The 24,638-nt window shown below is 32.8% G+C and carries 24 protein-coding genes and 1 pseudogene; 18 read left to right on the top strand and 7 right to left on the bottom strand.

Annotated features, from left to right (window positions below; genetic code table 11):
- Positions 1-211 precede the first annotated feature (211 nt).
- The 7 genes from I5818_RS10970 to dapF all read left to right on the top strand — a co-directional run bounded on the left by I5818_RS10970 (position 212) and on the right by dapF (position 6,893).
- Positions 212-427: a PLD nuclease N-terminal domain-containing protein gene (locus I5818_RS10970; protein ID WP_235813336.1), complete on the top strand. Its 216-nt coding sequence runs from the start codon at positions 212-214 to the stop codon at positions 425-427.
- Complete coding sequence (locus I5818_RS10975) at positions 424-1,332, top strand: ABC transporter ATP-binding protein (protein WP_078109922.1); 909 nt, start codon at positions 424-426, stop codon at positions 1,330-1,332. The genes I5818_RS10970 and I5818_RS10975 overlap by 4 nt, the downstream gene beginning before the upstream one ends.
- Positions 1,329-2,108, top strand: coding sequence for an ABC transporter permease (locus I5818_RS10980; RefSeq protein ID WP_078109921.1), 780 nt, complete (start codon positions 1,329-1,331; stop codon positions 2,106-2,108). The genes I5818_RS10975 and I5818_RS10980 overlap by 4 nt, the downstream gene beginning before the upstream one ends.
- A gap of 76 nt (positions 2,109-2,184) precedes the next feature.
- The gene (locus I5818_RS10985; RefSeq protein ID WP_078109920.1) at positions 2,185-2,946 is read left to right on the top strand and encodes a hypothetical protein; all 762 of its coding nucleotides are present in this window, start codon (positions 2,185-2,187) and stop codon (positions 2,944-2,946) included.
- 114 nt (positions 2,947-3,060) lie between these two features.
- On the top strand, positions 3,061-4,344 hold the full coding sequence (locus tag I5818_RS10990) for an NCS2 family permease (RefSeq protein WP_058004339.1): 1,284 nt from the start codon (positions 3,061-3,063) through the stop codon (positions 4,342-4,344).
- A gap of 158 nt (positions 4,345-4,502) precedes the next feature.
- Complete coding sequence (locus I5818_RS10995; RefSeq protein ID WP_058004340.1) at positions 4,503-5,756, top strand: EAL and HDOD domain-containing protein; 1,254 nt, start codon at positions 4,503-4,505, stop codon at positions 5,754-5,756.
- 153 nt (positions 5,757-5,909) lie between these two features.
- Entirely contained in the window at positions 5,910-6,893 is a 984-nt protein-coding gene (dapF, locus tag I5818_RS11000) for a diaminopimelate epimerase (RefSeq protein ID WP_058004341.1), read from the top strand.
- A gap of 62 nt (positions 6,894-6,955) precedes the next feature.
- Here dapF and I5818_RS11005 read toward each other — a convergent pair whose 3' ends face one another.
- Positions 6,956-8,794, bottom strand: a complete 1,839-nt coding sequence (locus I5818_RS11005; RefSeq protein ID WP_071974976.1) for a DNA ligase D — start codon at positions 8,792-8,794, stop codon at positions 6,956-6,958.
- 131 nt (positions 8,795-8,925) lie between these two features.
- On the opposite strand from I5818_RS11005, the gene ku reads away from it, so the two are divergent.
- The 5 genes from ku (at position 8,926) to ltaS (ending at position 13,781) form a co-directional block, all read left to right on the top strand.
- On the top strand, positions 8,926-9,765 hold the full coding sequence (gene ku / locus I5818_RS11010) for a non-homologous end joining protein Ku (protein ID WP_058004343.1): 840 nt from the start codon (positions 8,926-8,928) through the stop codon (positions 9,763-9,765).
- An 86-nt stretch (positions 9,766-9,851) separates the two neighbouring features.
- Complete coding sequence (locus tag I5818_RS11015) at positions 9,852-10,514, top strand: phosphatase PAP2 family protein (protein ID WP_058004344.1); 663 nt, start codon at positions 9,852-9,854, stop codon at positions 10,512-10,514.
- A gap of 108 nt (positions 10,515-10,622) precedes the next feature.
- Positions 10,623-10,778, top strand: a complete 156-nt coding sequence (locus I5818_RS26220; protein ID WP_071974974.1) for a YjcZ family sporulation protein — start codon at positions 10,623-10,625, stop codon at positions 10,776-10,778.
- Positions 10,779-11,258: 480 nt separating this feature from the next.
- Positions 11,259-11,459 carry a cold-shock protein gene (locus I5818_RS11025; protein ID WP_058004345.1) on the top strand — a complete coding sequence of 67 codons (201 nt, stop codon included), beginning with the start codon at positions 11,259-11,261 and terminating at the stop codon, positions 11,457-11,459.
- Positions 11,460-11,801: 342 nt separating this feature from the next.
- The gene (ltaS, locus tag I5818_RS11030) at positions 11,802-13,781 is read left to right on the top strand and encodes a lipoteichoic acid synthase (RefSeq protein ID WP_058004346.1); all 1,980 of its coding nucleotides are present in this window, start codon (positions 11,802-11,804) and stop codon (positions 13,779-13,781) included.
- 525 nt (positions 13,782-14,306) lie between these two features.
- Here the strand turns inward: ltaS and I5818_RS11035 are convergent.
- The 3 genes from I5818_RS11035 to I5818_RS11045 all read right to left on the bottom strand — a co-directional run bounded on the left by I5818_RS11035 (position 14,307) and on the right by I5818_RS11045 (position 15,929).
- On the bottom strand, positions 14,307-14,930 hold the full coding sequence (locus I5818_RS11035; protein WP_078111264.1) for a LysE family transporter: 624 nt from the start codon (positions 14,928-14,930) through the stop codon (positions 14,307-14,309).
- Between the two features lie 75 nt (positions 14,931-15,005).
- Entirely contained in the window at positions 15,006-15,452 is a 447-nt protein-coding gene (locus tag I5818_RS11040; RefSeq protein ID WP_058004347.1) for a YndM family protein, read from the bottom strand.
- A 123-nt stretch (positions 15,453-15,575) separates the two neighbouring features.
- Positions 15,576-15,929, bottom strand: coding sequence for a hypothetical protein (locus I5818_RS11045; RefSeq protein ID WP_078111262.1), 354 nt, complete (start codon positions 15,927-15,929; stop codon positions 15,576-15,578).
- A gap of 178 nt (positions 15,930-16,107) precedes the next feature.
- On the opposite strand from I5818_RS11045, the gene I5818_RS11050 reads away from it, so the two are divergent.
- The 4 genes from I5818_RS11050 (at position 16,108) to I5818_RS11065 (ending at position 19,602) form a co-directional block, all read left to right on the top strand.
- Complete coding sequence (locus I5818_RS11050; RefSeq protein WP_078111261.1) at positions 16,108-17,472, top strand: amino acid permease; 1,365 nt, start codon at positions 16,108-16,110, stop codon at positions 17,470-17,472.
- A gap of 37 nt (positions 17,473-17,509) precedes the next feature.
- Positions 17,510-17,845 carry a hypothetical protein gene (locus tag I5818_RS11055; RefSeq protein WP_209391904.1) on the top strand — a complete coding sequence of 112 codons (336 nt, stop codon included), beginning with the start codon at positions 17,510-17,512 and terminating at the stop codon, positions 17,843-17,845.
- Between the two features lie 97 nt (positions 17,846-17,942).
- Positions 17,943-18,218 (top strand): YqhV family protein, encoded by a 276-nt coding sequence (locus I5818_RS11060; protein ID WP_058004351.1) that lies wholly within the window; start codon positions 17,943-17,945, stop codon positions 18,216-18,218.
- 130 nt (positions 18,219-18,348) lie between these two features.
- Positions 18,349-19,602, top strand: coding sequence for a bacillibactin exporter BcbE (locus I5818_RS11065; protein WP_078110754.1), 1,254 nt, complete (start codon positions 18,349-18,351; stop codon positions 19,600-19,602).
- 171 nt (positions 19,603-19,773) lie between these two features.
- Here I5818_RS11065 and I5818_RS11070 read toward each other — a convergent pair whose 3' ends face one another.
- From I5818_RS11070 to I5818_RS11080, 3 genes are read right to left on the bottom strand one after another with little or no spacing between them, the layout of a single operon-like run.
- Entirely contained in the window at positions 19,774-20,166 is a 393-nt protein-coding gene (locus I5818_RS11070) for a hypothetical protein (protein WP_209391905.1), read from the bottom strand.
- A 50-nt stretch (positions 20,167-20,216) separates the two neighbouring features.
- Positions 20,217-20,558 (bottom strand): hypothetical protein, encoded by a 342-nt coding sequence (locus tag I5818_RS11075; RefSeq protein ID WP_058004353.1) that lies wholly within the window; start codon positions 20,556-20,558, stop codon positions 20,217-20,219.
- Between the two features lie 38 nt (positions 20,559-20,596).
- Positions 20,597-20,917 carry a hypothetical protein gene (locus I5818_RS11080; protein WP_058004354.1) on the bottom strand — a complete coding sequence of 107 codons (321 nt, stop codon included), beginning with the start codon at positions 20,915-20,917 and terminating at the stop codon, positions 20,597-20,599.
- Between the two features lie 905 nt (positions 20,918-21,822).
- Here I5818_RS11080 and I5818_RS11085 point away from each other — a divergent pair.
- Positions 21,823-22,958 (top strand): annotated as a pseudogene (locus tag I5818_RS11085) (IS110 family RNA-guided transposase).
- Between the two features lie 410 nt (positions 22,959-23,368).
- Positions 23,369-24,409, top strand: coding sequence for a DUF3231 family protein (locus I5818_RS11090; protein WP_058004355.1), 1,041 nt, complete (start codon positions 23,369-23,371; stop codon positions 24,407-24,409).
- Positions 24,410-24,638: the final 229 nt, after the last annotated feature.

Consider the following 24,638-nt stretch of genomic DNA (forward strand, 5'->3'; position numbering starts at 1 on the left):
AATATCGACTGAGGATCGCTACACTCCATTAGAACCGCTAGAATCCTTTTTAAGATAAAAAGCCGATCAGTTAGGCTTTTACACAAGCATCAAACGATGTGAAAACAGTTTTTTGACATTAATAATTAAACTATTGCTATTCATGATTATCTGTTCTATTATTTATATAACAGATAATCATGAATAGTAATTAGAGCAGGAGAGGATAAAGGTGGAAAATATTTATGAGGTGTTAAAAGAAATAAATTGGGGATTGATTGCGCCCATCATAATTATTCAATTTTTGTTAGTTATTATTGCGGTCATTGATCTAATACGCAATAAACAAACCAATGGTCCTAAATGGATGTGGGTATTGATTATTTTATTTATAAATATAGTTGGTCCAATTATCTATTTCATTGTAGGAAGGAGACACAATAGATGAGTATCTTGAAGATAAAAAATTTAAAGAAAGAATATAAAGGGAAAACGGCGGTTGACACAATTAGTTTTTCACTAGAAGAAGGAAAATGTACTGCATTATTAGGTCCCAATGGTGCAGGTAAAACAACCACTCTTAATATGATTGCAGGGCTGATCACTCCAACGAGTGGGAAAGTCTTTTCTCCTAATTATCCAAATCAAAAGGATTTAAGAGGTATGATTGGTTTTCTTCCTCAATATCCAGCATTTTATGATTGGATGAGTGGAGAAGAATATTTATCTTTTGTTGGTCGATTAACAAATATTGAAAGCAATAGATTAAATCAAAGAATTGATGAACTAATTGAAGTGGTTGGTTTAATGGAGGGGAGAAAGCGTAGAATTGGACAATATTCGGGAGGAATGAAACAGAGGCTTGGAATTGCTCAAGCGCTCATCCATAAGCCGCAGATTCTTATTCTCGATGAACCAGTTTCAGCATTAGATCCATTCGGTCGCAGGGAAATCATCGATTTAATTAAACTGATGAAAACGGAAACCACGATATTATTTTCAACGCATATTTTAAATGATGCAGAAGAGGTTTGTGATCAGGTATTACTGTTAAATAATGGCGAGTTAATAGAGGATGGGAATATCGTTGATGTAAGAGCAAAGCATTCCAGTCAAATGATTCGACTAACTTTTTCAACTAATCCAAAGTTATTACTTCCTCGCTTTCAGAAATATTCATGGGTAGAAAAGATAGAGCAAAATGAAAAAGTCATCGTACTGTATGTAAAGGATCTACAGGTTGGAAGACAACAACTACTTAAAATGGCAAGTGAAGAGAATTGGCCATTAGATAGTTTTGATTTATGTCAACTTTCGTTAGAAGAGATATTTAGAAAAGTGGTGAAAGAATGAATCAATTTTTTATTTTTATAAAAAAAGAAAACACTGAGTCCTTGAGAAACTATAGATGGTTATGGATGCCTTTACTATTTATCCTTTTAGGGATTATGCAACCAGTTACAACTTACTATTTGCCTAAAATTATTGATTCCTTAGGAGATCTACCGGAAGGTACAGTGATAGAAATACCATTACCACATGCACCTGAGGTTTTATTCAGTACTTTAACCCAACAATTTAATATGATTGGTTTACTGGTAATAGTTTTAGCTTTTATGTCTTCTGTTACGGCAGAAAGGAAAAATGGTAGTGCTGCACTGATATTAGTGAAACCAGTTTCATTTTCTTCCTATATGATCGCAAAATGGGTGATGGCTTTACTTATTGTTTGGTTTTCTTACTTTATGGGAATGATGGCAAATTGGTATTATACATACCAATTATTTGAATTAGTAAATCTATCACTTATGCTTAAAGGAATGTTCCTATATGGGTTATGGCTAACATTAATTGTAACCTTAATCTTTTTCTTCGGAAGTATGTCAAATACCTCTGGAGTTACTGCAGCTTTAACACTTGTCGTTACAATCGTTCTGAGCTTTCTTTCTTCGGTTTTATCTGAAAAATTAGATTGGATACCCTCAAATATCCTAAAATATACAGGAGAATTATGGACGAATGGCTATCTAAGTAAAGGAACAATTCCTACGGTTATCATTACTATATGTTTAATTATCATACTGATTGTATCTTCTCTATCAATTTTTAAAAGAAAAGAATTAATTTAGAAGTAACTAGATAGGAATATATTCTTGTTATATTCATATAATAGAAAGAATCTTCATTGATAGGGTGAATTGAAAGATGAATATAAAAGAATACTATTCCTATAAGACTAAATTATATTTGCAGCAAATAATCATTATCGGGATATATATGACCATTTGTTTATTTATTCTTTTGAATACTAGTTTTTCCTTAATCGCTAAATGGGCAGTATGTCTTCTTTTTATTGTTATCCTCTATTATTTAATAAAATATTATTATTATGTCTTTCGCGAAATAAAATCTTCTATTCCATTTGATTCTCAAGAGAAAGAGTTACCTTCTTATGATCGCTTCTTATTCGTTCTTTCTGCAACTCCCTTTCTACAATTGAAATTTTTTAAAAGTAATGGACTTTGCGCATGGAAGATTGCACCTTATAATACAAACGGTAAGAAGTGGAGTAACCTCAATCATACATTTAAAAGTATGTATATGATCCAAAATCACAGTGGAAGCAACTGTGTATACATTGAAATAAGTAAAAACAAGAAGAAAGCTACAAAAATGATTCTACCATCGAAAACAATAGAAATGTATCCTAAGAAAGAAAATTGGAGAACATTGTGTTTTTCAGTGGAAAATAATCAGTTTACGATTAATAAGAGTTTGGCAACAATAAAAATTTGTAAGGATGATCAAGTTATTTCGAAAATTACCAAAGGTGTTATGCCTTTAAACTGGCAAAAACACTTTTCACCCAATACACCAATCATTGAGTTTACAGAAACTATGAATGAAAGGGATTTTTTTATTTGTATTGGACTATTGATTTATCTTTATCATGTTTACTACGATTAATAATATTGTCATTCCGGAGATTCATCTATATAATATTAAATTGTGGCTAATCTGTATTTTCTTACAGATAAAAGCGGGTTGGGAGAGGGACAACTAAATATAGGTGTCAAATAAATGGATAAGAAGGGTATTTTCCAGATTAAAAATCATCAGACAACAGTGAAAAAGGAAATAACAGCTGGAGTCATTGGTTTTTTTACTGTAGTATACATTATTGCTGTTAATTCCCTTATCCTTTCCGAAGCAGGGATACCCTTAGAAGGTGCTGTTATTGCAACCATCTTAACCTCTTTTTTTGGTTGTTTAATAATGGGATTATGGGCAAATTCACCAATTATTCTTGTACCAGGTATGGGAATAAATGCATTATTCTCATATACTCTAGTACAATCGATGGGATTGACCTGGCAAGAGGCTTTAGCAGTTGTATTTGTGTCAGGCATGATCTTTTCGATTATAGCATTTACGAGATTGGCAACCATTTTGAATACATCTATTCCTACAACATTAAAGGATGCGATAACCGTTGGGTTAGGATTATTTTTAATGCTGATTGGATTAGAAAAGGGTGGTCTTGTCGTTCGTGGTGGAACTACCATCATTGCATTAGGTAATTTAAGTGATATAAAAGTTTTGGCTACGATTATCACCTTCTTAGTATTGTTGATCCTTTTTTTGAGAAATGTAAAGGGACATTTCTTATGGACCATTCTTTTTGGAACTGGATTATCAGCATTATTTGGAATTATACCGAAAACAGGTAAGCAAGGTTTTTCATTAGAAAATTATCAAATAGTTTTTGGTCATTTTTCTTTTGAACGGGTATGGACGTTGCCTTTCTGGATTGCGGTATTTACAATTTCTATGGTTGTCGTGTTTGAAAATATCGGTCTTGTTCATAGTCATACAGTCCAATTAAAAAACGAAGCTAAATTTAGTAAAGGATTACAGGCAACAAGTATTTCTGCAATTTTTTCGGGTCTGCTTGGATCTAGTCCAACAGTGTCAGCGGTAGAATCAACTGCCGCAATTACCTCTGGTGGCCGTACAGGTTTAACTGCAATCACTACTGGGGCCTTGTTTTTATTGTCCGTAGTTGCAATACCTTATATGAAAATTATACCGGATAATGCAATTGCCCCCATCCTTATATTAATTGGCATATTGATGACTCAAAATATTCGATTTATGGATTTACGTGACATGACCGAGGCACTGCCCGCTATTTTAATCATTGCGATGATTCCATTTACATCTAGCATTTCAGATGGAATTGCGATTGGATTTATTCTTTATCCTGTTCTGAAGCTTTCTATTGGTAAAGCAAAGGATGTATCCATTCCTCTTTATATTATTGCAAGTTTGTTTTTTATCAATTTTTTATTACAGTATATGTAATTTTGTTAGACATTTTGAGGGGGAATCAATTATGGATTCACCCTCTTTTTCTATTTTTTGAATATAGACTTTTATCCTAGTAATTTGATAACATACATTTAGTAGAGAATCGTATATATTTTGAAATATTATGCATTTTAAAGCAGGGAGAGAGCTCGATGGAAGTTTTTGTTGCACGTCAGCCCATTTTTAATATTGATAATAGGGTTGTTTCATATGAATTATTGTATCGGAATGATAATGTCAATTCCTTCCCAAATATTGATGGGGATCAAGCAACTGCTGACGTAATTATTAACAGTTTTTTTAATATTGGTATAGATAATCTTTCATCAGGACTACCATGTTTTATTAATTTTACTGAAAACCTTCTTAAGCATAAGGTTCCAACTTATTTCTCACCAAGGGATATAGTGATTGAGATACTTGAAAATGTTACTCCTTCTCGAGAATTAGTAGAAATATGTAGAGAATTAAAAAAGCTAGGTTATAAAATTGCATTGGATGATTATATTTTTTATAGTAATAATCTGTATTCATTAGAATTATTAAAATTTGTGGATATAGTAAAAATAGATTTTATGAATACGAATAAAATCGAAAGAAAAGAAATAGAAAAAATTATTCAATCGTTTAACATAAAATTACTGGCTGAAAAAGTTGAAACGAAGGAGCAGTTTGAAGAGGCTAAACAAAATGGCTATACGTATTTTCAAGGCTATTATTTTAGTCAACCTGTAATTATTTCAACATTTGATATTCCAGCATCTTTTCATTCGTACTTACAAATCGTTCGTTTATTATCTAATGAAGATGTCAGCATTGAGCATATTAGTATGATTATTGAACAAGATTTATCATTAGCTTATAAACTATTAAAACTAATAAACTCACCAGCTCACCGACCTACTCAAAAGATACACTCTATCCATCAGGCAATTATATTACTAGGTTTAATTGAAATTAAAAGATGGATATTTATTTTAGCAATTAGGGAAAACGCTGGATGGAGACAACAACTTTCAGAAGAAGTATGTAGAACGAGCTTAACTAGAGCGAAGTTTTGTGAGTTAATATCTGAAAAGCAGTTCGGTAAATCAGAGTCACCGAAATTTTTTTTGTTAGGTCTTTTTTCTTTATTAGACGCTATCCTCTTTAAGCCAATGGATGAGGTGCTAAATCAATTATCATTGGAGGAAAGCCTTTTTAATGCATTATGTGGTGAAGAGAATAGTATGAGGAAAGTGCTTGATTTATCGATTGCTCTGGAAAAAGCAGAATGGGAAAAAATGGATGAATTGCTGCAGATTACCGATCTTACCGAACAAGAACTGTCAAGATTTTATCAGCAGGCATGGGAATGGAGTGACCAGGTCATGAATGAGGATTTTACATATATCTCACTTGATTGATTTAATTTTTTATGTCACCCTTAATGTTAGGATTATGGATATATCTATTTTTAGTTTGACATAAACCCTTTTAGAAATTATTAGACATTTCTAATTAACGATAATCTTGAAGATAGAGCTTAAATTAACACATTGAATTAATGGGGGTAGGCTATGAATATAAACATTCGAAAATGTCATGGGTCAGGAAATGACTTTTTATTAATAGATGAGATCTCTATGCCATATACGTTTTCTGAAGAGGACCGTCAAAATTTGAGTATTACTCTCTGTGACAGAAATGCTGAATTAGGTGCGGACGGTATTCTCTTTGTCATGAAAAGTGATAAAGCAGATGCAAAAATGAGGGTATTTAATGCAGATGGCTCAGAGGCTTCCATGTGTGGTAATGGCTTGCGCTGTGTTGGTAGATATGTGTGCGAATTATTGCAGAAAGATGAAATAAGAGTAGAAACGATGAAGGCGATTTTGAAGGTAAATAAGTCAGATTCGATTTTTAATGAATTACCAACCTATTGTGTCGAAATATCACCAGTACTTTTTTCATTAGATGCGTTACCGATGAATCTTAATCAAGAGCAATTGGTGAATGAAAAGATACATGAACTCTCAGATCAGTTATTATTTAGCGCAGTCGCTGTTCCAAATCCTCACCTTATAACTTTTGTAGATAAAGAAATGATGCGAACGAATACACAAAGAATGATTTCTGAATATGTAAATGGACCAAATCAGTTATTTCCTGATGGAGTTAATGTAAGCTTTGTTCATTCCGTTGAAAAAGGAGTTATCTATGTTCGTACGTTTGAGCGTGGTGTTGGTTTTACAAATGCTTGTGGAACAGCCATGTCAGCGTCATCATTAATTTCATGTATATTGTCCTTAAATAATTATGAAGAGGAAATTGATGTATATAATAATGGTGGAAAGGTTCGTTGTGTCGTTCATAAGTCTGATCAAACATATTGGATTGAACTCATTGGAAATGCAACTTATTTATATGATGCAGAAATCATTATGAACAATAATCAAAGTTCCTTTGAGGTAAGTAGCACAACACATTACAAAGAAGAACAAATTCAATATGAACAATTAGAAACACATGCGAAAGAATATGTTGAGAGAATTCTTTTCTAACTTAACTATGATTTAAATAAATTGTCAAAACGGAGCTCCTATAGAAAAGCTCCGTTTTCTTCTTATTTCAAATTATTTGCTTTTAAAAAGTTAAGTACAGGATCGAAAACTTGTATTGTTTTTGCTTTTACATAGTTAGCAAATGGACATCCGAGGGTATTAACCCGATGCAGGACGGTAGGAATCGTAAAGGATTCTGGATTAAGATTTTCATTCACCTCGTCCCAAAACAATGGCGTTGCAATAAGTGCATCACTATGACCTCTCATTGAATACGGAGCAATAATGGTCTTTCCTTCTGCATGCTGTATAAAATCAACATATAAACGTCCATTTCTCTTTTTCTTCATTCGTTCAATAGTAAAGAGGTCGGATCTTTCTGTTACAAGATAATTAGCGATAAATTCCGTAAATAATCGAGTATCACTCCAAGTATATGTACCATCAATCAGTGGTATATATATTTGAAGTCCTTTATTTCCTGATGTTTTAATAAAGCTAATAATATTTAATTGATCAAATATTTTCTTCATCATTAGGCTAGCTGTAACCGCTAAGTGGAACTCGTTTCTAGATGGAGGATCCAAGTCAAAAACGATCTCGCTCACATAAGGATTATTTATAGTAGAAAATGGTATATGGTATTCAATTGCTAATTGGTTGGCCAACCACATTAATGTTTTTAAATCATTACAAACAATATAATCTATGTTTTCCTGATGGTATGTTTGAATAAAATTCGGTGCGTAATCAGGACAATTTTTTTGATAAAAAGGTTCACCAAATACACCATGGGGATAACGAATTACAGTTAATGTACGATTACGTAGAAAAGGCAGAATAAATGGCGAAATTTCTCTCATATATCGAATAAAATCTAACTTTTTTATTTGCTCCTTTTCCCAAAGTGGTTTATCTGGGTGGGTCACCGTAATTTCCCTTGGTATAGCTGCTTCATCTAAAAGAAACTGTTCATATGTACAGGATTCTGGTGATAAATCAAAACGAAACTCATGAAAATGTGGTTCTCGTAACTGTTCCTCATACCACTCCAAATAATGGATATCAACACATATCGAAGGATGGATGTTAAGGACACCATTCTGATTGTTAAGTGCATTTGCCTTAATGACTTGACTCAATGCTTTTTTTTGATCAGGATCTAGACTGAATAAAAATAAGCCTATTTGGTAGATCTGTTCTCCCTTAAAAACACCAACATGATAATATCCATTGGAGGTATCGAATGCAGTAATAAAGCATGAAACTTTCTTCCAATTTTTTATTTTTAACCATGTTTCTGTCCGTTTACCAATTTCCCATTTACTTTTTTTAAGTTTTGCAATGATGCCCTCTCCGTCATCCGTTGTGACTTGTTCCCATATAGTATCAAAATGTTGTTCATTTGGAATATATTGAAGTAGTTCAAAAGTACCAGATGTCGGGTTTAGAGGTAATTGGTAAGTTACAAACAAGCCCTTTAACATTTTTTTTCGTTCTAAATAACTTTTATCAATGAGGGCATTACCATTAATGGTTAATAGATCAAAGACTAAGTAAGTGCATGGTCTTTTATAGGCAACTTGCTGAATTCGATCATGTGACTTCATACGACCTCTTTTTTGTAATTCTCCAAAATTCGCCTTTCCTTCATTTTCCAAAACAACTAGTTCACCGTCAAATATTAATGGAAGTATATCTTTGAATTGATCGTAAATACTTAATAAATACTCTTTAATTTCTGGAAACTGTGGAAGTAGATCTTTTTCATTTCTGCTCCATAAATGTATTGTGTCATGATCCCAGTCTAAAATAGCTCGAAAACCATCATATTTGATTTCAAATAGCCAATCTGAAGTGAGAGGAGCAATTGATTTCAAAGTTGGGAGCATCGGTTTCATAGCTAGTCCCCTTTCTATTCAAGTGATTATTAACAAGATGGGATATATTATTTCCATAACTTTTTAAGTATGAAACCACCCTTAACAATTAAACCTTATAATATATAGTTATTTACGAAAGGGTGACATCCATGCACACTATTTGGAAAGGGAGCATTAGCTTTGGATTAGTCAATATACCAATCAAACTACATGCTGCAACTGAGGATAAAGACATAAAGCTTCGATCACTTCATAAAAAATGCCACACACCAATAAAATATGAGAAAAGATGTCCAGTTTGTGAAATGGAACTATCTATGAATGAAATTGTTAAAGGATATGAAATTGCAAAGGGAAAATATGTGATACTTGAGGATGAAGAGTTGGAGGATTTGAAGAAGGCGACTGAAGAAAAGGCTGTTGAAATTATTGATTTTATTAAAATGGAGGAAATAGATCCAATCTATTATAATCGTAGTTATTATATGTCCCCAAATGAAGGCGGGATGAAGGCATATGGATTACTTCGCAAAGCATTGATTGAATCTAAAAAATCAGGACTTGCGAAAATTGTTATGCGTTCTAAAGAACAATTAGCAGTGATAAGGGTATATGAAAACACATTATTAATGGAGACCATCCATTTTCCAGATGAAGTAAGAAATGTAGGAGATGTACCGAATGTACCAGCAGAGGATCAAGTAACAAAAAAAGAAATTGATACTGCAATTCTTTTAATCGATCAATTAACTACTCCTTTTGAACCAGAGAAATACACGGATGAATACCGTTCTAAACTTATGGAATTGATTGAATCGAAACGAACAGGGAAAGAAATGGTTACACCGAAAGAAAAGATTCCAACAGCAAATGTTACTGATTTAATGGCTGCATTGCAAGCATCCATAGATAAAACGAAGCCCAAGGTAGAAAAGAAAGCTCCTACAAGACGTCGGAAGTCCCCAGGAAAGGAGAAAAAAGTTCAATAAAGAACGACAAGACAGTTCGAAAAAGAATTGTCTTTTTCATTTCATATGTTACCATAAAATGACTAGTGTTTTCAGGAGGTTTAAGGATGCAAAGGAAGGTAATTTGGTTAGGTGTAATTCAAATATTACTGCTAGTTATTTTTATTTGGGTGTTTTGGATGATTGGTACAAGCTTAAACGGACCACAAATTCGTTCATTTGATAACGATATAATTTCAAAAGTACAAAGCAATATATCCGATAGGTTAACTTCCATAATGTTAGTCATCACATTTTTTGGTTCAGTAAAAGGAGTAGCAATCATTTCAGTCATTGCCATCATCATTTTATTTATTACACGTCATCGATTAATGTGTTTGTTTTTGGCACTTACAATTGGACTAGGTGCGGGTGTATTTAATAAAATTTTAAAATTGTATTTTAAACGTGAAAGACCTGATATTCAACCAATTATTCAAGAGCAAGGATATAGTTTTCCTAGTGGACATTCGATGGGGTCAATGATATTGTATGGATGCTTAGCGTTTATACTTTTTAAAGTTTATAAACATAAATGGGCTAAGTTATGTGGGGCCATTATTGGTATTATTATGATTTTAATTGTAGGAATAAGTAGAATTTATTTAGGTGTTCATTATCCTAGTGATGTAGTAGGTGGATATATTGCTGGAGCATTTTGGTTAATCATTTGTTTTAATACATATGTAATGATTGAGAAATGGAAACAGAGGAAAAATCTTAACGTTTGAGATACATAGGCTATTGTCCATTTTCGCCCAATATTATAAATTTCTATTCCCAAATCCCTAAAAATGAATACTATGCTAGGGAAGTTTCTATAAGGGAGGAATGACCATATGAGTGGTGCTGCAGGTGGAGTAGGATATGGCGGTGGTTTTGCGTTTATCGTCGTATTATTTATCCTTTTAATAATAGTGGGTGCTGCCTATGTTGGCGGCGGTGGTTATGGCTACGGTTATGGCGGATATGGTGGATATGGCGGCTTCTGGTGATTTTTTAGGCATCTATTTTTTAGATGCCTTTTCATTATTTATAAAGAAATCAAGAAAATCCATGAAATAAATGGGAGAATTTCTATATTTGTTGATTTTTTTTGTAAATAGTTGTACAATATGGTAGTACTCAGTTAAGGAGTGAATAGTTTTGAAGCTATATTCTTTTCCGCTGTATGGTTTGGAGTTTTCAATTCATACTGGCGCGGTCTAGGAACCGTAAGGACGGATGAGAGGAAGGGCTTTCGTTGTTTTGAAAGACAGATGCATAGTGCAATGCATTACATTTTACTTTAAGCAATACAAGGATACCAATCATTTTTATGATCTATTATGGATGCAAATATCGAGTTTATTAGATTCACATGTTATAAAGAGTACCTACTTTTATTTGTGTGGATGCTCTTTATAATATGTGAATTTTTATTTACTGCGTAAATATGAGTAACATATTAAAAAATTTTTGGAGGTTGTCTATATATGACACAAGGTACAGTAAAATGGTTTAACAGTGAAAAAGGATTCGGCTTCATCGAAGTTGAAGGTGGAAATGATGTATTTGTACATTTCAGTGCAATCGCTGGAGAAGGCTACAAAACATTAGAAGAAGGTCAACGTGTTGAATTCAATATCGTTGAAGGCCAACGTGGACCTCAAGCTGACAACGTTGTAAAACTATAATTGATTAAAAAGCTGCCTTTTTAGGCAGTTTTTTTATTGGAATAAGAAACTTTGACAATTATATGAAGTTCGAGAATCTAAATAAAAATATGTTATAATATATATAAGTTAAACATAGCTTTAGTCTAATATAAAACAGTATGTTTATTTTTTTTGTCGAAAAATCAACTAATTTACCGATATTTTTTACTAGTACGGATATACTGTTTTCATTAAAAATGCTTGCTTTTTTTTTAGAAAGTATTAAAATGATTGAGTACCAATTACCTGGGGTCAAAAATATCAATGTAATTCAATTCATTCACCTTTGAGTCATCACGATGACAAATAGGAGGTAAAAAAATGGGAAATATAAAATCAAAAATTCATAGTTTGTTAAATAAAAAGTTTTCTTTGTTTTTCTTAATCGTTATTTTATTTTGGTTAAAATCATATGCGGTATATCAGGCAGAATTTAATTTAGACATTAAAAATAGTATGCAGGCGTTCTTATTGTTCTTTAACCCAATAAGCTCAGCATTACTCTTTTTTGGCTTTGCGTTGTTCTTTAAAGGACGTGCCCGAACAATTGCGATCATAGTCATCGATTTAATTTTATCGATACTGTTATATGCAAACGTCTGTTATTATCGATTTTTCAATGATTTTATTACCATTCCAGTACTTTTTCAAACAAAGAACTTTGGAGATTTAGGCGGTAGTGCAGCAGCGTTAATGGAGCCTTATGATGTGCTTTATTTCCTTGATACGATTATCATAATCGGTTTAATTGTATTTAAAGTAATTAAATCACAAGCTGAAAAAATAAATCGTCGCTCAATCTTTGCTGTATTTGCAGCAGCGATTGCATTTTTTATCATTAACTTAGGATTAGCTGAAGCTGATCGTCCAGAATTATTAACACGTACGTTTGATCGTAACTATATCGTAAAATATTTAGGAGCATATAACTATACGATTTATGATGCGATTCAAACGACAAAATCATCTGCACAACGTGCGCTAGCTGATAGTAGTGATGTAGTTGATGTTGAAAATTATGTGAAGGCAAACCATTCTGAACCAAATCCAGATTATTTTGGTGCAGCAAAGGGTAGAAATGTCATTTACATTTCTTTAGAGTCTCTACAAAACTTTATTATTAATTACAAATTAGATGGTCAAGAAGTTACACCGTTCTTAAATAAATTAACGAAGGACCCAAATACATTTTATTTTGACAACTTCTTCCATCAAACAGGACAAGGGAAAACATCTGATGCTGAATTCATGATGGAGAACTCATTATTCCCTCTACCAAAAGGTGCAGTGTTCACTACTAAAGCACTGAACACATATCAAGCAGCACCTGCAATTTTAGGACAAAAAGGGTATACATCTGCAGTATTCCATGGTAACACGAAAACATTCTGGAATCGTGATGAAATCTATAAGTCCTTTGGATATAATAAGTTCTTTGATGCGAATTATTATGATATGAGTCCGGAAAATACAATTAACTATGGTATGGAAGACAAACCATTTTTCAAAGAGTCAATGCCTTATCTTGAAAAACTTCCACAACCGTTTTATACAAAATTTATCTCACTATCAAACCACTTCCCGTTTGAGTTAAATAATGACCCTAATTTCCCGGAAGGTGACTTTGGAGATAAAATTGTTAATAAGTATTTTCAAACTGCTCATTATTTAGATGAGTCAATTGAACAATTCTTTAATGATTTAAAAACATCTGGTTTATATGATAACTCGATTATTGTGATGTATGGTGACCACTATGGTTTATCAGAAAATCATAATAAAGCAATGGCTAAAGTAATGGGTGTTGATGAAATTACTCCATATATAAATGCTCAATTACAAAGAGTTCCTTTATTTATACATGTACCAGGGGTGAAAGCAAAGGCTGACCACACATATGGTGGTGAAGTTGATGTTCGTCCTACTTTAATGCATTTACTTGGTATCGATACAAAAGAGTACATTCAATTTGGTTCTGATTTATTATCTAAAGAACATCGTCAAATTGTTCCGTTCCGTAACGGTGATTTTGTATCAAAAGATGTAACACAAGTAAGTGGTGAGTGTTATAGTAATCCAACAGGTGAGAAAGTGGATGATAAGCTTTGTCAAGAAGGTGATAAGGTTTCAAAAACTGAATTAGAACTTTCAGATAAAGTGGTTTATGATGATTTATTAAGATTCTATACACCTAATGGCTTTACACCAGTAAATCGTGCGGATTATGATTACACAACTGATCAAACGATCAATAATCCTATAACAAGTGAAAAAGAAAAAGATAAAAATAAAGAGAAATAAAAATCCTTATTGATAAATACCCCGTAAATATTAGTTTAATGACTAACATTTACGGGGTATTTTCATTTCAAGGCATGTAATCGAAGTTGAAAACTGGAAATAGAAATGAAATATCGACTAGATAAAGTTACTATTTATCAACGGAATCAGTTGCTAAAGAAAATAATTAGAGGAGCTAGAGGCAAAGGGGAGTGTTTTCCAATTATAAGAAGAAATAGACTCAGTAGAAGCATGACGAGAAAAAAATTATGAGCTTAGAAATGAGAAGGTTTACTTAAAAAGCTTAAATGCTTTGGTTGAAATGAACGAAATAATCAGGGAAAAAGAATATGCTAATGTGAAAGAGGCAATTAAGAAGAAATTATCATGAATGCACAGTTCGTATGGTATTGTTATAAAATAGCTAAGGATTAAATGGAATATATGATGATATTAAGACCATCAATCGTTTAATGAATAAACTTGGTATAAATTGATGGTCGTAAGAAACTGAGTCGATTCTAAGCATGTTGCTTACCATAAATTTTAGAATATCATTTTATAAGCTTCAAATCCGAAGTAGATGCTAAAACCGATGAGTGATAGTCCAGAAAAGTAGGAAATAAGGGTAAGAAATTTTGAATCAATGATCTTTTGAAAGGTACTAGCTAAACCAGCCATAGCGATATCCCAAATGAAGAGACCGATAAATATGGCACTACTATTAAAGATAAGTTGACTCGAATCGACGGTTTGAACAGATTTAGCTAAAACTGATCCATAAATACCAAGCCAGAATAAAATAGATAATGGATTTGAGATAGACATAAGAAAACCTGTTGAAAATGATTTTCTTAAAGATTCCCTATTGCGAAATTGATTTGTTGAAATTTTTCCTGCAGTAGACAGGCTCTCTATTCCTGTATACGCTAGGACAAAACAACCGAATAAATAAAGAAATAGTTTTAAAATAGGCGCTTCCAAAAAGTGAACAAGTCCAAAATAGACACACAGCATGTAAAAACAATCTGCAACTATTGCTCCAAGTCCTACAAACCAAGCGTGAAGAAATCCGCTTTTTATCCCTTTATCTAATTGTGCAGCGTTTATTGGTCCGATTGGAGCAGCTAAAGTAATCCCTAAAAAGACATAACTAATAAAGTTGTTCAAATTAATAGTCCTCCATACAATATTTGTGTATTACATTGTATTCAGAGGACTATGCTTGTACAACTATTTATAAGATTATTTCTTACTTTTTTTGTTTGGTGGAGCAATTTCTTCTGAACTCTCCATTGCATAATTCATGACAGAAATTCTTCGCTTACTTTTCGGTTCATCCTGATAGAAGTTTCGATACATATAGATATGAAAAAGAGACTCACATATAGATATAGCGAATGCTCCTAATAAGGAAGCAAAAAAGAGTGCACGATAATTATTATCTACGTTTCCAAAAGAAACAATAGACCAAATTAAAAGGAAAGCTAAACCAAAGTCTGTTGCAGTAGCTACGATATTGTTTGACCGAGGTAAGATTAATAAATCACCGATAATATAAGATACAACACCTATTACAGCTGTAAGTAAAACAATGCTTTGGAAAGACATGCCATAAATAAGACCTAATACAATAAAGAGTGCAATGAGAGTGGCCCCAAATTTAAGCACCAATGCAGTTAATCTTTTCAACAGTGTAACTCCTTTCATAATTGAATTGATAATAGTTTCTATATAACAAGCAAAGATTATTCGTTTTACAATGGATATAAATAAAAAAACTGCCCATTCTTTAGGAAGAGGCAGCAGAATTTTTTATTGATCAGATTTTCCATTGTCAGTTGAATAAGTTAAGTAATTATAATGGTTTGTAGGCACTTCTTTTGTAACAACACCATTTTCATCTTTATACACTTCAAATTCTTGGTAAGTCTCAACAATTTCTCCTTCATTCTTATCCTCTTTTGTATCAACGAGCTTAAATTCTAAATCAAAGGTTTCATTCAATTTCGTTGATTGATTTTCCTGATCATTTCCTATTGTTGTAATCGATACTGGTACTTTAAGCGCATCAACCTCCGTTTTATGATCTAAAAAGGCCATTGTCAATAATGTAAATAGAAGTATAACGACAATTGAAAGCTTTTTATTAAATCGTTTCCCAGTCATTTAAGTTTACACTCCTTCATTATAGAACTTTGCACTTTTACAAATATGCTTGTATTCGGGGAAATATGATTAGACGGAATGTTAATATCATTGGATTAAAAAGCCATTATTTTTCCACTTACATAATAAATAATAGTCAGACAAATAATATATTGAGTAATAAGGAGGGGATAAATTTATGGAGATACCTGCTAGTGCGGGAAAAAAACAAGAGGATAGCAATGAGAAAAAACTAGCTTGGTGGCAACTTTCACTTATTGGATTAGGTTGCATTATCGGTACAGGGTATTTTCTAGGTTCGGGAATAGGAATTAAGATGACTGGTCCTTCGATCCTTATTACCTTTATATTAGCCGGTGTAGGTACTTATATCGTTTCAGAAGCTTTATCAAAAATGTCAGCACAAGACCCTCAAAAGGGTTCATTTCGTTCCTATGCTAAAAAGGCATTCGGTCCCTGGGCGGGTTTTAGCAGTGGGTGGGTATACTGGTTTTCAGAAATGTTGATCACTGGTAGCCAATTAACTGCACTTTCAATTTTATCGAGGTTTTGGTTTCCGAATATTCCACTTTGGATATTTGCATCAGGATACGCTCTTCTTGGTGTACTTATTGTCATTATAGGGACAAAGGGATTTGAAAGAGCTCAAAATGTATTTGCAATCATAAAGATTGCTGCTATTTTTATGTTTATAGTTCTTGCCATTTCGGTAGTTATTGGCTTTTTTGGGGGAAGTAAGGCAGATTTTCACTTTCATTATCACAAGACAGATTTTTTTCCAAAAGGAATTATGGGCTTGTGGTCCTCACTTATCTTTGGTTTTTACGCTTTTGGTGGCATCGAGATTATGGGTATTATGGCAACTAGATTAAAGAAAAAAGAAGATGCAAAAAAGGCAGGGGCTAGTATGCTCCTTATGCTAACATTCATTTATTTAATATCATTGATATTTGCAACGAGTTTAGTAAGCTTTAATAAATTTAATGCAAAGGAAAGTCCATTCGTAATTGCCCTTGATAAATATGATATTTCCTTCTTTCCTCATTTGTTTACAGGTGGAATAATTATTGCTGGATTTTCAACAATGGTTGCATCATTATTCGCAGTAACTAGTATGGTAGTGACGTTAGCAGAGGATGGCGATGCACCTAGGATTTTTTCTAAAAAAGGAAAAATGAAGGTACCCCCACTTGCATTAGGCTTAACTATTTGTGGAATGATCATTTCAATTATATTAGCTTTAATAATGCCTGATCGCGTGTATGAATATATCACAACTGCTGCAGGATTAATGCTTTTATATAACTGGTTCTTTATACTTATTTCTTTTCCAAGATTAATTAAAGCATCCAAATTTGATCATTTAAAGCGTTTCATAGGCATGTTATTAATAGTACTTGCTGTTAGTGGGACATGCATTCATCAGACGAGTAGGCCAGGATTTTTTGTAAGTATTGGTTTTGTTGCAGTGGTAATTATTGTCGTTGTCATTTTACAAATGACAAAAAGAAAGAAGAAAAATTTATTTCCACAAGGCATTTGATTTTGCCAATTTACTATAAAATTTTGGAGGTAGAATTATGCCAGTATTTGTTTATCAAACTTTTCAAATTAAACAAGAAAAATTTAAAGAAGCTATCGAAAATTTACATGAAATGAAAAATTATCGTAATGAAAATTATAGTCATAAAGTGGAAATTTTAACTCCTATTACTGGTCCTGATCATACATATGCAGTTCTTTCGACTTATGAAGGATTAGCAGAAATGGAACTGCAAAACAAAAAGATGTTTGCTGATGAAGAATATTTAAAAATAATTGGCAGCTTTTTTCTAGACAATATTGTTCAAGGAAGTATGAATACCCAATTATACCGAACTTTAAATGAGAAAAAACCGGAAAGTAACAAAGAGTAGATTTAGTAAAAACATCTCGATAATGCTTATTACTTGTCCTTCTCTGACCACATGATGCATATAATGTAAAAAAGTGATGTGCTTGAGGAGGACAATGATGTTTCTTTTCTTTGAAAAAGCGATTATAGGAATGGCATTTTTAAGAATTATATCTGGGAGTATTGAGATCTTAGTTGCTTTATTAATACTTAAATATAATGATGTGGAAAAGGCTCTAGTTATTAATAGCTCCCTCGCTCTTATTGGTCCAATTATTTTAATCCTTACAACAACAATCGGTTTATTTGGTCTTGCAGATAAGATTTCTTTTACTAAGATGCTTTGGATATTTGGTGGAGTAGCATGTATTCTCTATGGAGTAAAAGGAAATTAAGGACATTCCATAAAATGTAATCAAAAGGTACATGTATTTTATCAAGTATTAGTCCATATTAAAAGTAGTGTGATTCGTTTAAGACTTTTAATCCATCTTTGAAAATAAAACACAAAAAGGCGTGTCAATAATGGAACATGTAGAAAATATTCAATCTGTAGTTGGAAAGAAAAGATCGAAAAGCGATTCGAATAAAAATAATCAAAAATGGGCTGTATTATCTATTTCATCTATTCCGCTTGTAATGACTTTAGGAAATTCTATGCTAATTCCAGTTCTTCCTGCCATGGAAAGGCAGTTAGGAATATCTCCCTTTGAGTCGAGTATGATTATTACCGTTTATTCAATAGTTGCAATCATACTAATTCCTGTTGCAGGGTTTTTATCTGATCATATCGGTAGAAAAAATGTTATTATTCCGAGTTTAATTATTACAGGAATAGGGGGACTCATCTCCGCGTGGGCTGGTTGGAAAATGGAAAATCCCTATTGGATTATTCTAATCGGAAGAGCGCTTCAAGGCGTCGGAGCTGCCGGTGCATTTCCTATTGTTTTGCCCCTTGTTGGTGATATGTTTAAAAGTGATGATGACGTCAGTAGTTCCTTAGGTTTAATTGAAACATCAAATACTCTCGGAAAAGTACTGAGTCCAATTTTAGGTGCTTTTTTGGCTGGTTTTGTATGGTTTATCCCATTTTTCTCTATTCCTATTTTTTGCCTACTATCGATTTTATTAATGATTTTTTTAGTGAAAAGCCCGAAAAAGAAGCAAGAACCTATTCCTTTCAAAAAGTTTATAGCAAGTATAAAAGATACATTCAAAAATAATTGGAAATGGCTATTCGCAATTTTTTTGATCGGAATAATATTAATGTTTGTTCTTTTTGCAGTATTGTTCTTTATGTCTGATATACTGGAAAAGGTATATAATATAAAGGATGTAAAAAAAGGGCTTTTACTTGCGATTCCTTTAGGCGGATTGTGTATCGCTTCTTATATCACAGGAAAATTAATAAAAGAAAATAAAATATTGATGAAGTGGATTACTTTCGGTGGAATAGTATTACTTGCTGGATCTATTGCATTTCTAGGCATGTCAAAAGCGATGTGGTTTATGCTAAGTTTATTTTTAATTAGTGGGATTGGAATTGGTGTTGGATTACCATGTTTAGATGCGTTTATTACGTCGGGAATTGCAAAACAGGAGCGTGGAACCATCTCATCTATTTATAGCTCAATGCGATTTATTGGGGTTGCAGCAGGTCCTCCTATAATGGCTATCTTAATGAAGAACGCTGAAAACTCACTTTTTTATTTACTAAGTGGATTAAGTATAATTGCCTTGATTGCAACCTTTTTTGCAATTAAACCTGATAATGAATAAATAAATTGAATGTCGTACTATTATTTATCGTACGGCATATTTTTTTGAAGCATAGAGAGAAATCATAAAGTCTTGAACAAATGGTGAAGACCAGAATGAAAAATATCTTATCTTATCTTATTTTTCTTAAAAAGTAGGGGGACTTCTAACATAAAGAAGAGTGAATTAATGTTAATTCACTCTATGATTGTCTTCGAATAGTTTTACTGTAGATAAACTATTATTATCATTAAAAACAAATTTATTTTGGGTTATCTGTTGAAGACGGTTTACTGCTTCTTCGAACTCAGAATTACTCATTTGTTTAGTAGCTAGTAGGGAACAAAGGATGGCAAAGCCAATAGCAGTTGTATCAACATGGACATCAACATGAACATCTACATCAGAGTTTCCGCTCTGACCAATTGTATTCTTATTATCGTTTTTTATGTTAATACGAGTATCTTCAATGGACTGGCTTTCATTTTTAGATTTAAGAGTATTTGTATTTTCAGCTATATTTTGAGTCGTGCGCTTATTTCTATTTGTAATCGAATTAGTTGTGACTGGAATTCGTGAACCCATAACATCACCTACTAAAATAAAAGTGGGAAACAGTATCCCACTTTAAGATTTTAAAAATCAAAGTCAACATCAACATTGCTATTTTGATCTTGATCATTGTCCTGATCTTGATCTGAACGAACACGTGCATTGCTACGGCTATTTATACGAATGTCTACTCTTGAATTGCCAGAATTGTGAAGATTACTTTTAGCAATATTCGTGTTTTTGTCAGTATTTCTTACATTCGATTCAGAATCAGCATCTGCTCTGTTACGAACATCATTATCTAGATCAGTATCGACATTTACATCAACATTTGTCCGGGTGTTGTTTCTGCGATTTTCGTCAGAAAAGACATTGTCATTATTGTTATTATTGTTATTATTCCGGTTACGATTTCTTTTTGACATCTAAAGCCCTCCATTTTTTCACTTTAGTAGGTAAAATATTAATCTTCAAAATCTACATCAATGTCTAGATCTTGATCTTGATCATTATCTTGATCCTGATCCGTCCGAACACGTGCAATACTTCTGTTGTTTAACCTAATATCTACTCTAGAATTACCGGAATTTGAAACGGTAGTGCGAGCAATATTCGTATTTTTATCAGTATTTCTTACATTCGATTCAGAATCAGCATCTGCTCTATTATCAATATCATTATCAAAATCAGCTTCTACATCAACATTCGTGTTAGTACGATTATTTTCTCTATTACGATCTCCTCTAAAATAATTTTGATTTCCCGATTCATCATAATTTCTCATTTATTTTCAACTCCTTTCACAGTTTTCATAAACAATATATTCATGGTAATTCATTGAGTATAGTCATTTGATAGAGTGCATCTGCACATTTTTAGTTAAAGTATACATTTTGAATAATAACTGACAGTCATCATTTTATTTGTTCTTTCATACTTTTAATGCTTCATTTACTTTTTTTTCGCAAATTCTAATGGAGGCTTTATTACTTAAAATACATAGAACTTTGCTATTCGTTTATCAAAAAACAATAAATATGGACCTGGGACACAAATATTTTTTCTTTCTTTTATCACTGACATTAACGGTTTTATTTCTGGAGTATAACCGATTCGCTTACATTCATTTATCCCATTTTTTGAGAAAGAAAAATTGAGGGTTTACAAGTGGGAAATTTGTCCTTTTGCCAACAATAGGGAAGGGATATTTCTAAATTTCTAGAGTCCTAATTAACTAGTTCTCCTAAATTTCAATTGAAGATACTCATAATTCTCAGTTTATAATGTTCAGACTTTAAAGGGATAGACGAAGATCGTAGCTAGATGAAATATTTTTTCTATTAAGGCTCTTTTCTCTTAACATTGTTGCTTTTTAAGTAAAGTGTTAACTGATAAATTTCGGTTGAAGACCAATACACCTTTCATTTCTCTGAGAAAACTTTCATGATCTTTCGCTCTCAACCCAGAATGAAAATGGGTTCTCTGTCCCATAATGTAGATACCACAAACAGTGAGTATATGACGTAGCTCTTATTGGTGGTCTTACCCTGTTGAGAAAACTGTTGGAATGAATTTGGTGCACAACCCATTGTTAGCTCTCTCAATTTCGAGAGATGACTACGAACAGAAAAATGTTTAATTTCAAATTCATTCCACTGTTTGTGGAATATTTTCAGAAGGTGGAGTGAAATGGAAACATTGCACAAACGATGTGCAGGCCTAGATGTTCATTCGGAAACAATAGTTGCCTGTGTCATTCTTGGAGAATCAGAAACTGACTTGATTAAGGAGACTGAAACATTTCCTACTTTGACGAAGGATCTGTTTCATCTTCTTAAATGGCTTGAGGAGAAGGAAGTAACCCACATCGCAATGGAAAGTACAGGCGTCTACTGGAAACCTGTATACAATATCTTGGAGGATTTCTTTGATATTACTTTGGCAAATGCTCAAAGGATTAAAAATGTCCCTGGAAGGAAAACAGATGTTTCGGATGCTGAATGGATTGCTAAATTATTAAGACATGGCTTAATAGAGAAAAGTTTTGTCCCTCCCGAAGACTTTCGAAATTTGAGAGATTTGACTCGCCTCAGAAAAAAATGGATTGGACACATGACATCCGAAAAAAACCGAATCCAAAAGGTACTAGAGTCCTCAAACATCAAATTAAGCACAGTTATTTCAGATATATTTGGAGTATCAGGACGAAAACTATTGGAACAACTCATGAATGAAGGTTATATCGATCAAGAAGATGTCGAACAAAAGATACATGGAAGAATGGCCCATAAAAAGCAATTGATTACCGACTCACTATTTGGAACATTAAATGATCACCAGCTATTTCTTATTAAGCAATCTTGGATGCACATTGTTAATTTAGAAGAATTAATATCAGATATCGAGAAAAGAATCGACGTCATTTTATCCAACTATCAGGAGGAAGTACAGCTTCTGGTTACAATGCCGGGAATTAAGAAAGACACGGCAGCTGTTATCATTGCGGAAATAGGAGTAGATATGGGACAATTTCCAACCTCCAAACATCTTGCATCATGGGCAGGATTGTCGCCCGGAAATCACGAAAGTGCTGGAAGGAAAAAAAACACTAAAACGGTTAAAGGAAATCCTCATATTAAATCTGCATTGTGTGAGGCTGCGTGGGCTGTTTCAAGAAGTCGGAATCAAAGATTAGGAATCAAATATTGGTCACTAGCTGCAAGAAGGGGAAAGAAAAAAAAGCACTCGTTGCCATCGGACATCGAATGCTAACTATTGTCTATCATATGCTTCAGAATAAGGAACCCTACCATGAGTCAACTTAAATTAGCATTATAGACAAACAACAGAAAAGTTAAACGAGAAACCGAAAAATTCGGTAGCTCTGCTTTCCTATTGCCCAAATTAAATTATTTATAGCTTGCACAATTTTAATCAAGTTTAAACTTAATAAATTATTCTTAAAGGCGGAGTTTTATTTTCACAGAAAAGAGCTGCAAACTCCATAAGAATTACTGAATCCTTTATTGGGTGTAAAAGCTGCAGTTGGGCTTTTACATAAGCAACAATCTATACGAAAACAGCCTTTAATTATGAGGAATATTATTTGATAATCGTTTCCCTTGCGGATAAGGTTGTTGCGGATCCACTAATAAAATAATAAATGAATAAATTTGGCGTAAAAATATCAATATAAAATGAAAAAGGTTTTGCTAATTTAAGGAGGAAAGCATGAATGTCAAATGTGAATGAAGATGGAAAAATAATAAAAGAACATAATATTCCCTTAAGTTCATCGGAAATGGGTTTTCTTTGGACTCAATACTTAAACGATACACTAGCATTATGTGTGATGAAGTATTTTAAAAATATTTGCAGGGACGAAGAAATTCTACCATTAATTGAAGAATCTCTAAATATTGCACAGAATGATATTAATATAATTACAGAGATATTTTCTAAAGAAAACATCCCTGTACCAGAAGGATTCACAGATAAGGATGTCAATGAAAATGCACCACGATTGTTTACAGATGTATTTATCTTATTGTATTTGCAAAAGTTAGAAATGATTGCTATGGCAGGTATAGGAGTTGCTATTGGGGTATCAGCACGCACAGACGTTAGCCATTTCTTCAATGAACTACTAATTTCTGTTACAAATTTACATGACAAGGCAAGGAAAGTATTATTGTCAAAAGGAGTATATGTACGACCACCACAAATAGCACCACCTGCTAGTGTAGATTTTGTAGAAAAACAAAGCTTCTTATTTGATTTTTTCGGACAGCATAAACGCCCTTTAACAGCAATTGAAATGACCCATTTATTTATAAATTATCAAACTAATGCCTTAGGGAAAGTATTGATGATGGGGTTTGCACAGGTTTGTAAAAATAATGATGTTAGGCAATTTTTATCAGCAGGAAAAGAAATTGCGTCAAAGCATATGAAGAAATTTAGTTCAATTTTAATAAACCAGGATATTCCGGCACCATCGAATTGGGATGCAAATGTTCTTAATAGTACACATGCACCATTTTCAGATAAGTTGATGATGTTTCATACTACTTATTTAATAGCAGTTGGTATAGGTAATTACGGAACGGCAGCTGGAACTTGTCAAAGAATGGACTTAAGTGCTACATATACCCGACTTTCTGCAGAAATTGCTTTATATGCGGAAGATGGTGCGAATTTGATGATTAAACATGGATGGTTGGAAGAGCCACCGCAAGCTGTTGACCATCAAAAACTAATCAATCAAGAGAAGTAGAGAAACATTTTGTTATAAATCAATATTCCTAAGTAATCCTAAGTAATCCCTAATAATCATGATGATTCTGAAAAAAACATTAAATTTCCCATTCATATCTACATTCATTTGAAGTTTTTTTTGCAAGGCTGTTTTCGTATAGTTTGTTGTTTTGTAAAAGGGTTCAGAGATTCTTATAAAGTTTGTCGCTCTTTTCTAAGTGAAATGAAAGGTGTAGCGGTTTTTAACT

The organism is Heyndrickxia oleronia (genome assembly GCF_017809215.1).
Classification (GTDB): Bacteria; Bacillota; Bacilli; order Bacillales; family Bacillaceae_C; genus Heyndrickxia; species Heyndrickxia oleronia.

What these genes read in the sequence shown, in the direction of transcription:
- I5818_RS10975 (WP_078109922.1), top strand. Translation starts at nt 424, where the DNA reads ATGAGTATCTTGAAGATAAAAAATTTAAAGAAAGAATATAAAGGGAAA.
- I5818_RS10980 (WP_078109921.1), top strand. Translation starts at nt 1,329, where the DNA reads ATGAATCAATTTTTTATTTTTATAAAAAAAGAAAACACTGAGTCCTTG.
- I5818_RS10985 (WP_078109920.1), top strand. Translation starts at nt 2,185, where the DNA reads ATGAATATAAAAGAATACTATTCCTATAAGACTAAATTATATTTGCAG.
- I5818_RS10990 (WP_058004339.1), top strand. Translation starts at nt 3,061, where the DNA reads ATGGATAAGAAGGGTATTTTCCAGATTAAAAATCATCAGACAACAGTG.
- I5818_RS10995 (WP_058004340.1), top strand. Translation starts at nt 4,503, where the DNA reads ATGGAAGTTTTTGTTGCACGTCAGCCCATTTTTAATATTGATAATAGG.
- dapF (WP_058004341.1), top strand. Translation starts at nt 5,910, where the DNA reads ATGAATATAAACATTCGAAAATGTCATGGGTCAGGAAATGACTTTTTA.
- I5818_RS11005 (WP_071974976.1), bottom strand. Translation starts at nt 8,794, where the DNA reads ATGAAACCGATGCTCCCAACTTTGAAATCAATTGCTCCTCTCACTTCA.
- ku (WP_058004343.1), top strand. Translation starts at nt 8,926, where the DNA reads ATGCACACTATTTGGAAAGGGAGCATTAGCTTTGGATTAGTCAATATA.
- I5818_RS11015 (WP_058004344.1), top strand. Translation starts at nt 9,852, where the DNA reads ATGCAAAGGAAGGTAATTTGGTTAGGTGTAATTCAAATATTACTGCTA.
- I5818_RS26220 (WP_071974974.1), top strand. Translation starts at nt 10,623, where the DNA reads ATGAGTGGTGCTGCAGGTGGAGTAGGATATGGCGGTGGTTTTGCGTTT.
- I5818_RS11025 (WP_058004345.1), top strand. Translation starts at nt 11,259, where the DNA reads ATGACACAAGGTACAGTAAAATGGTTTAACAGTGAAAAAGGATTCGGC.
- ltaS (WP_058004346.1), top strand. Translation starts at nt 11,802, where the DNA reads ATGGGAAATATAAAATCAAAAATTCATAGTTTGTTAAATAAAAAGTTT.
- I5818_RS11045 (WP_078111262.1), bottom strand. Translation starts at nt 15,929, where the DNA reads ATGACTGGGAAACGATTTAATAAAAAGCTTTCAATTGTCGTTATACTT.
- I5818_RS11050 (WP_078111261.1), top strand. Translation starts at nt 16,108, where the DNA reads ATGGAGATACCTGCTAGTGCGGGAAAAAAACAAGAGGATAGCAATGAG.
- I5818_RS11055 (WP_209391904.1), top strand. Translation starts at nt 17,510, where the DNA reads ATGCCAGTATTTGTTTATCAAACTTTTCAAATTAAACAAGAAAAATTT.
- I5818_RS11060 (WP_058004351.1), top strand. Translation starts at nt 17,943, where the DNA reads ATGTTTCTTTTCTTTGAAAAAGCGATTATAGGAATGGCATTTTTAAGA.
- I5818_RS11065 (WP_078110754.1), top strand. Translation starts at nt 18,349, where the DNA reads ATGGAACATGTAGAAAATATTCAATCTGTAGTTGGAAAGAAAAGATCG.
- I5818_RS11070 (WP_209391905.1), bottom strand. Translation starts at nt 20,166, where the DNA reads ATGGGTTCACGAATTCCAGTCACAACTAATTCGATTACAAATAGAAAT.
- I5818_RS11075 (WP_058004353.1), bottom strand. Translation starts at nt 20,558, where the DNA reads ATGTCAAAAAGAAATCGTAACCGGAATAATAACAATAATAACAATAAT.
- I5818_RS11080 (WP_058004354.1), bottom strand. Translation starts at nt 20,917, where the DNA reads ATGAGAAATTATGATGAATCGGGAAATCAAAATTATTTTAGAGGAGAT.
- I5818_RS11090 (WP_058004355.1), top strand. Translation starts at nt 23,369, where the DNA reads ATGTCAAATGTGAATGAAGATGGAAAAATAATAAAAGAACATAATATT.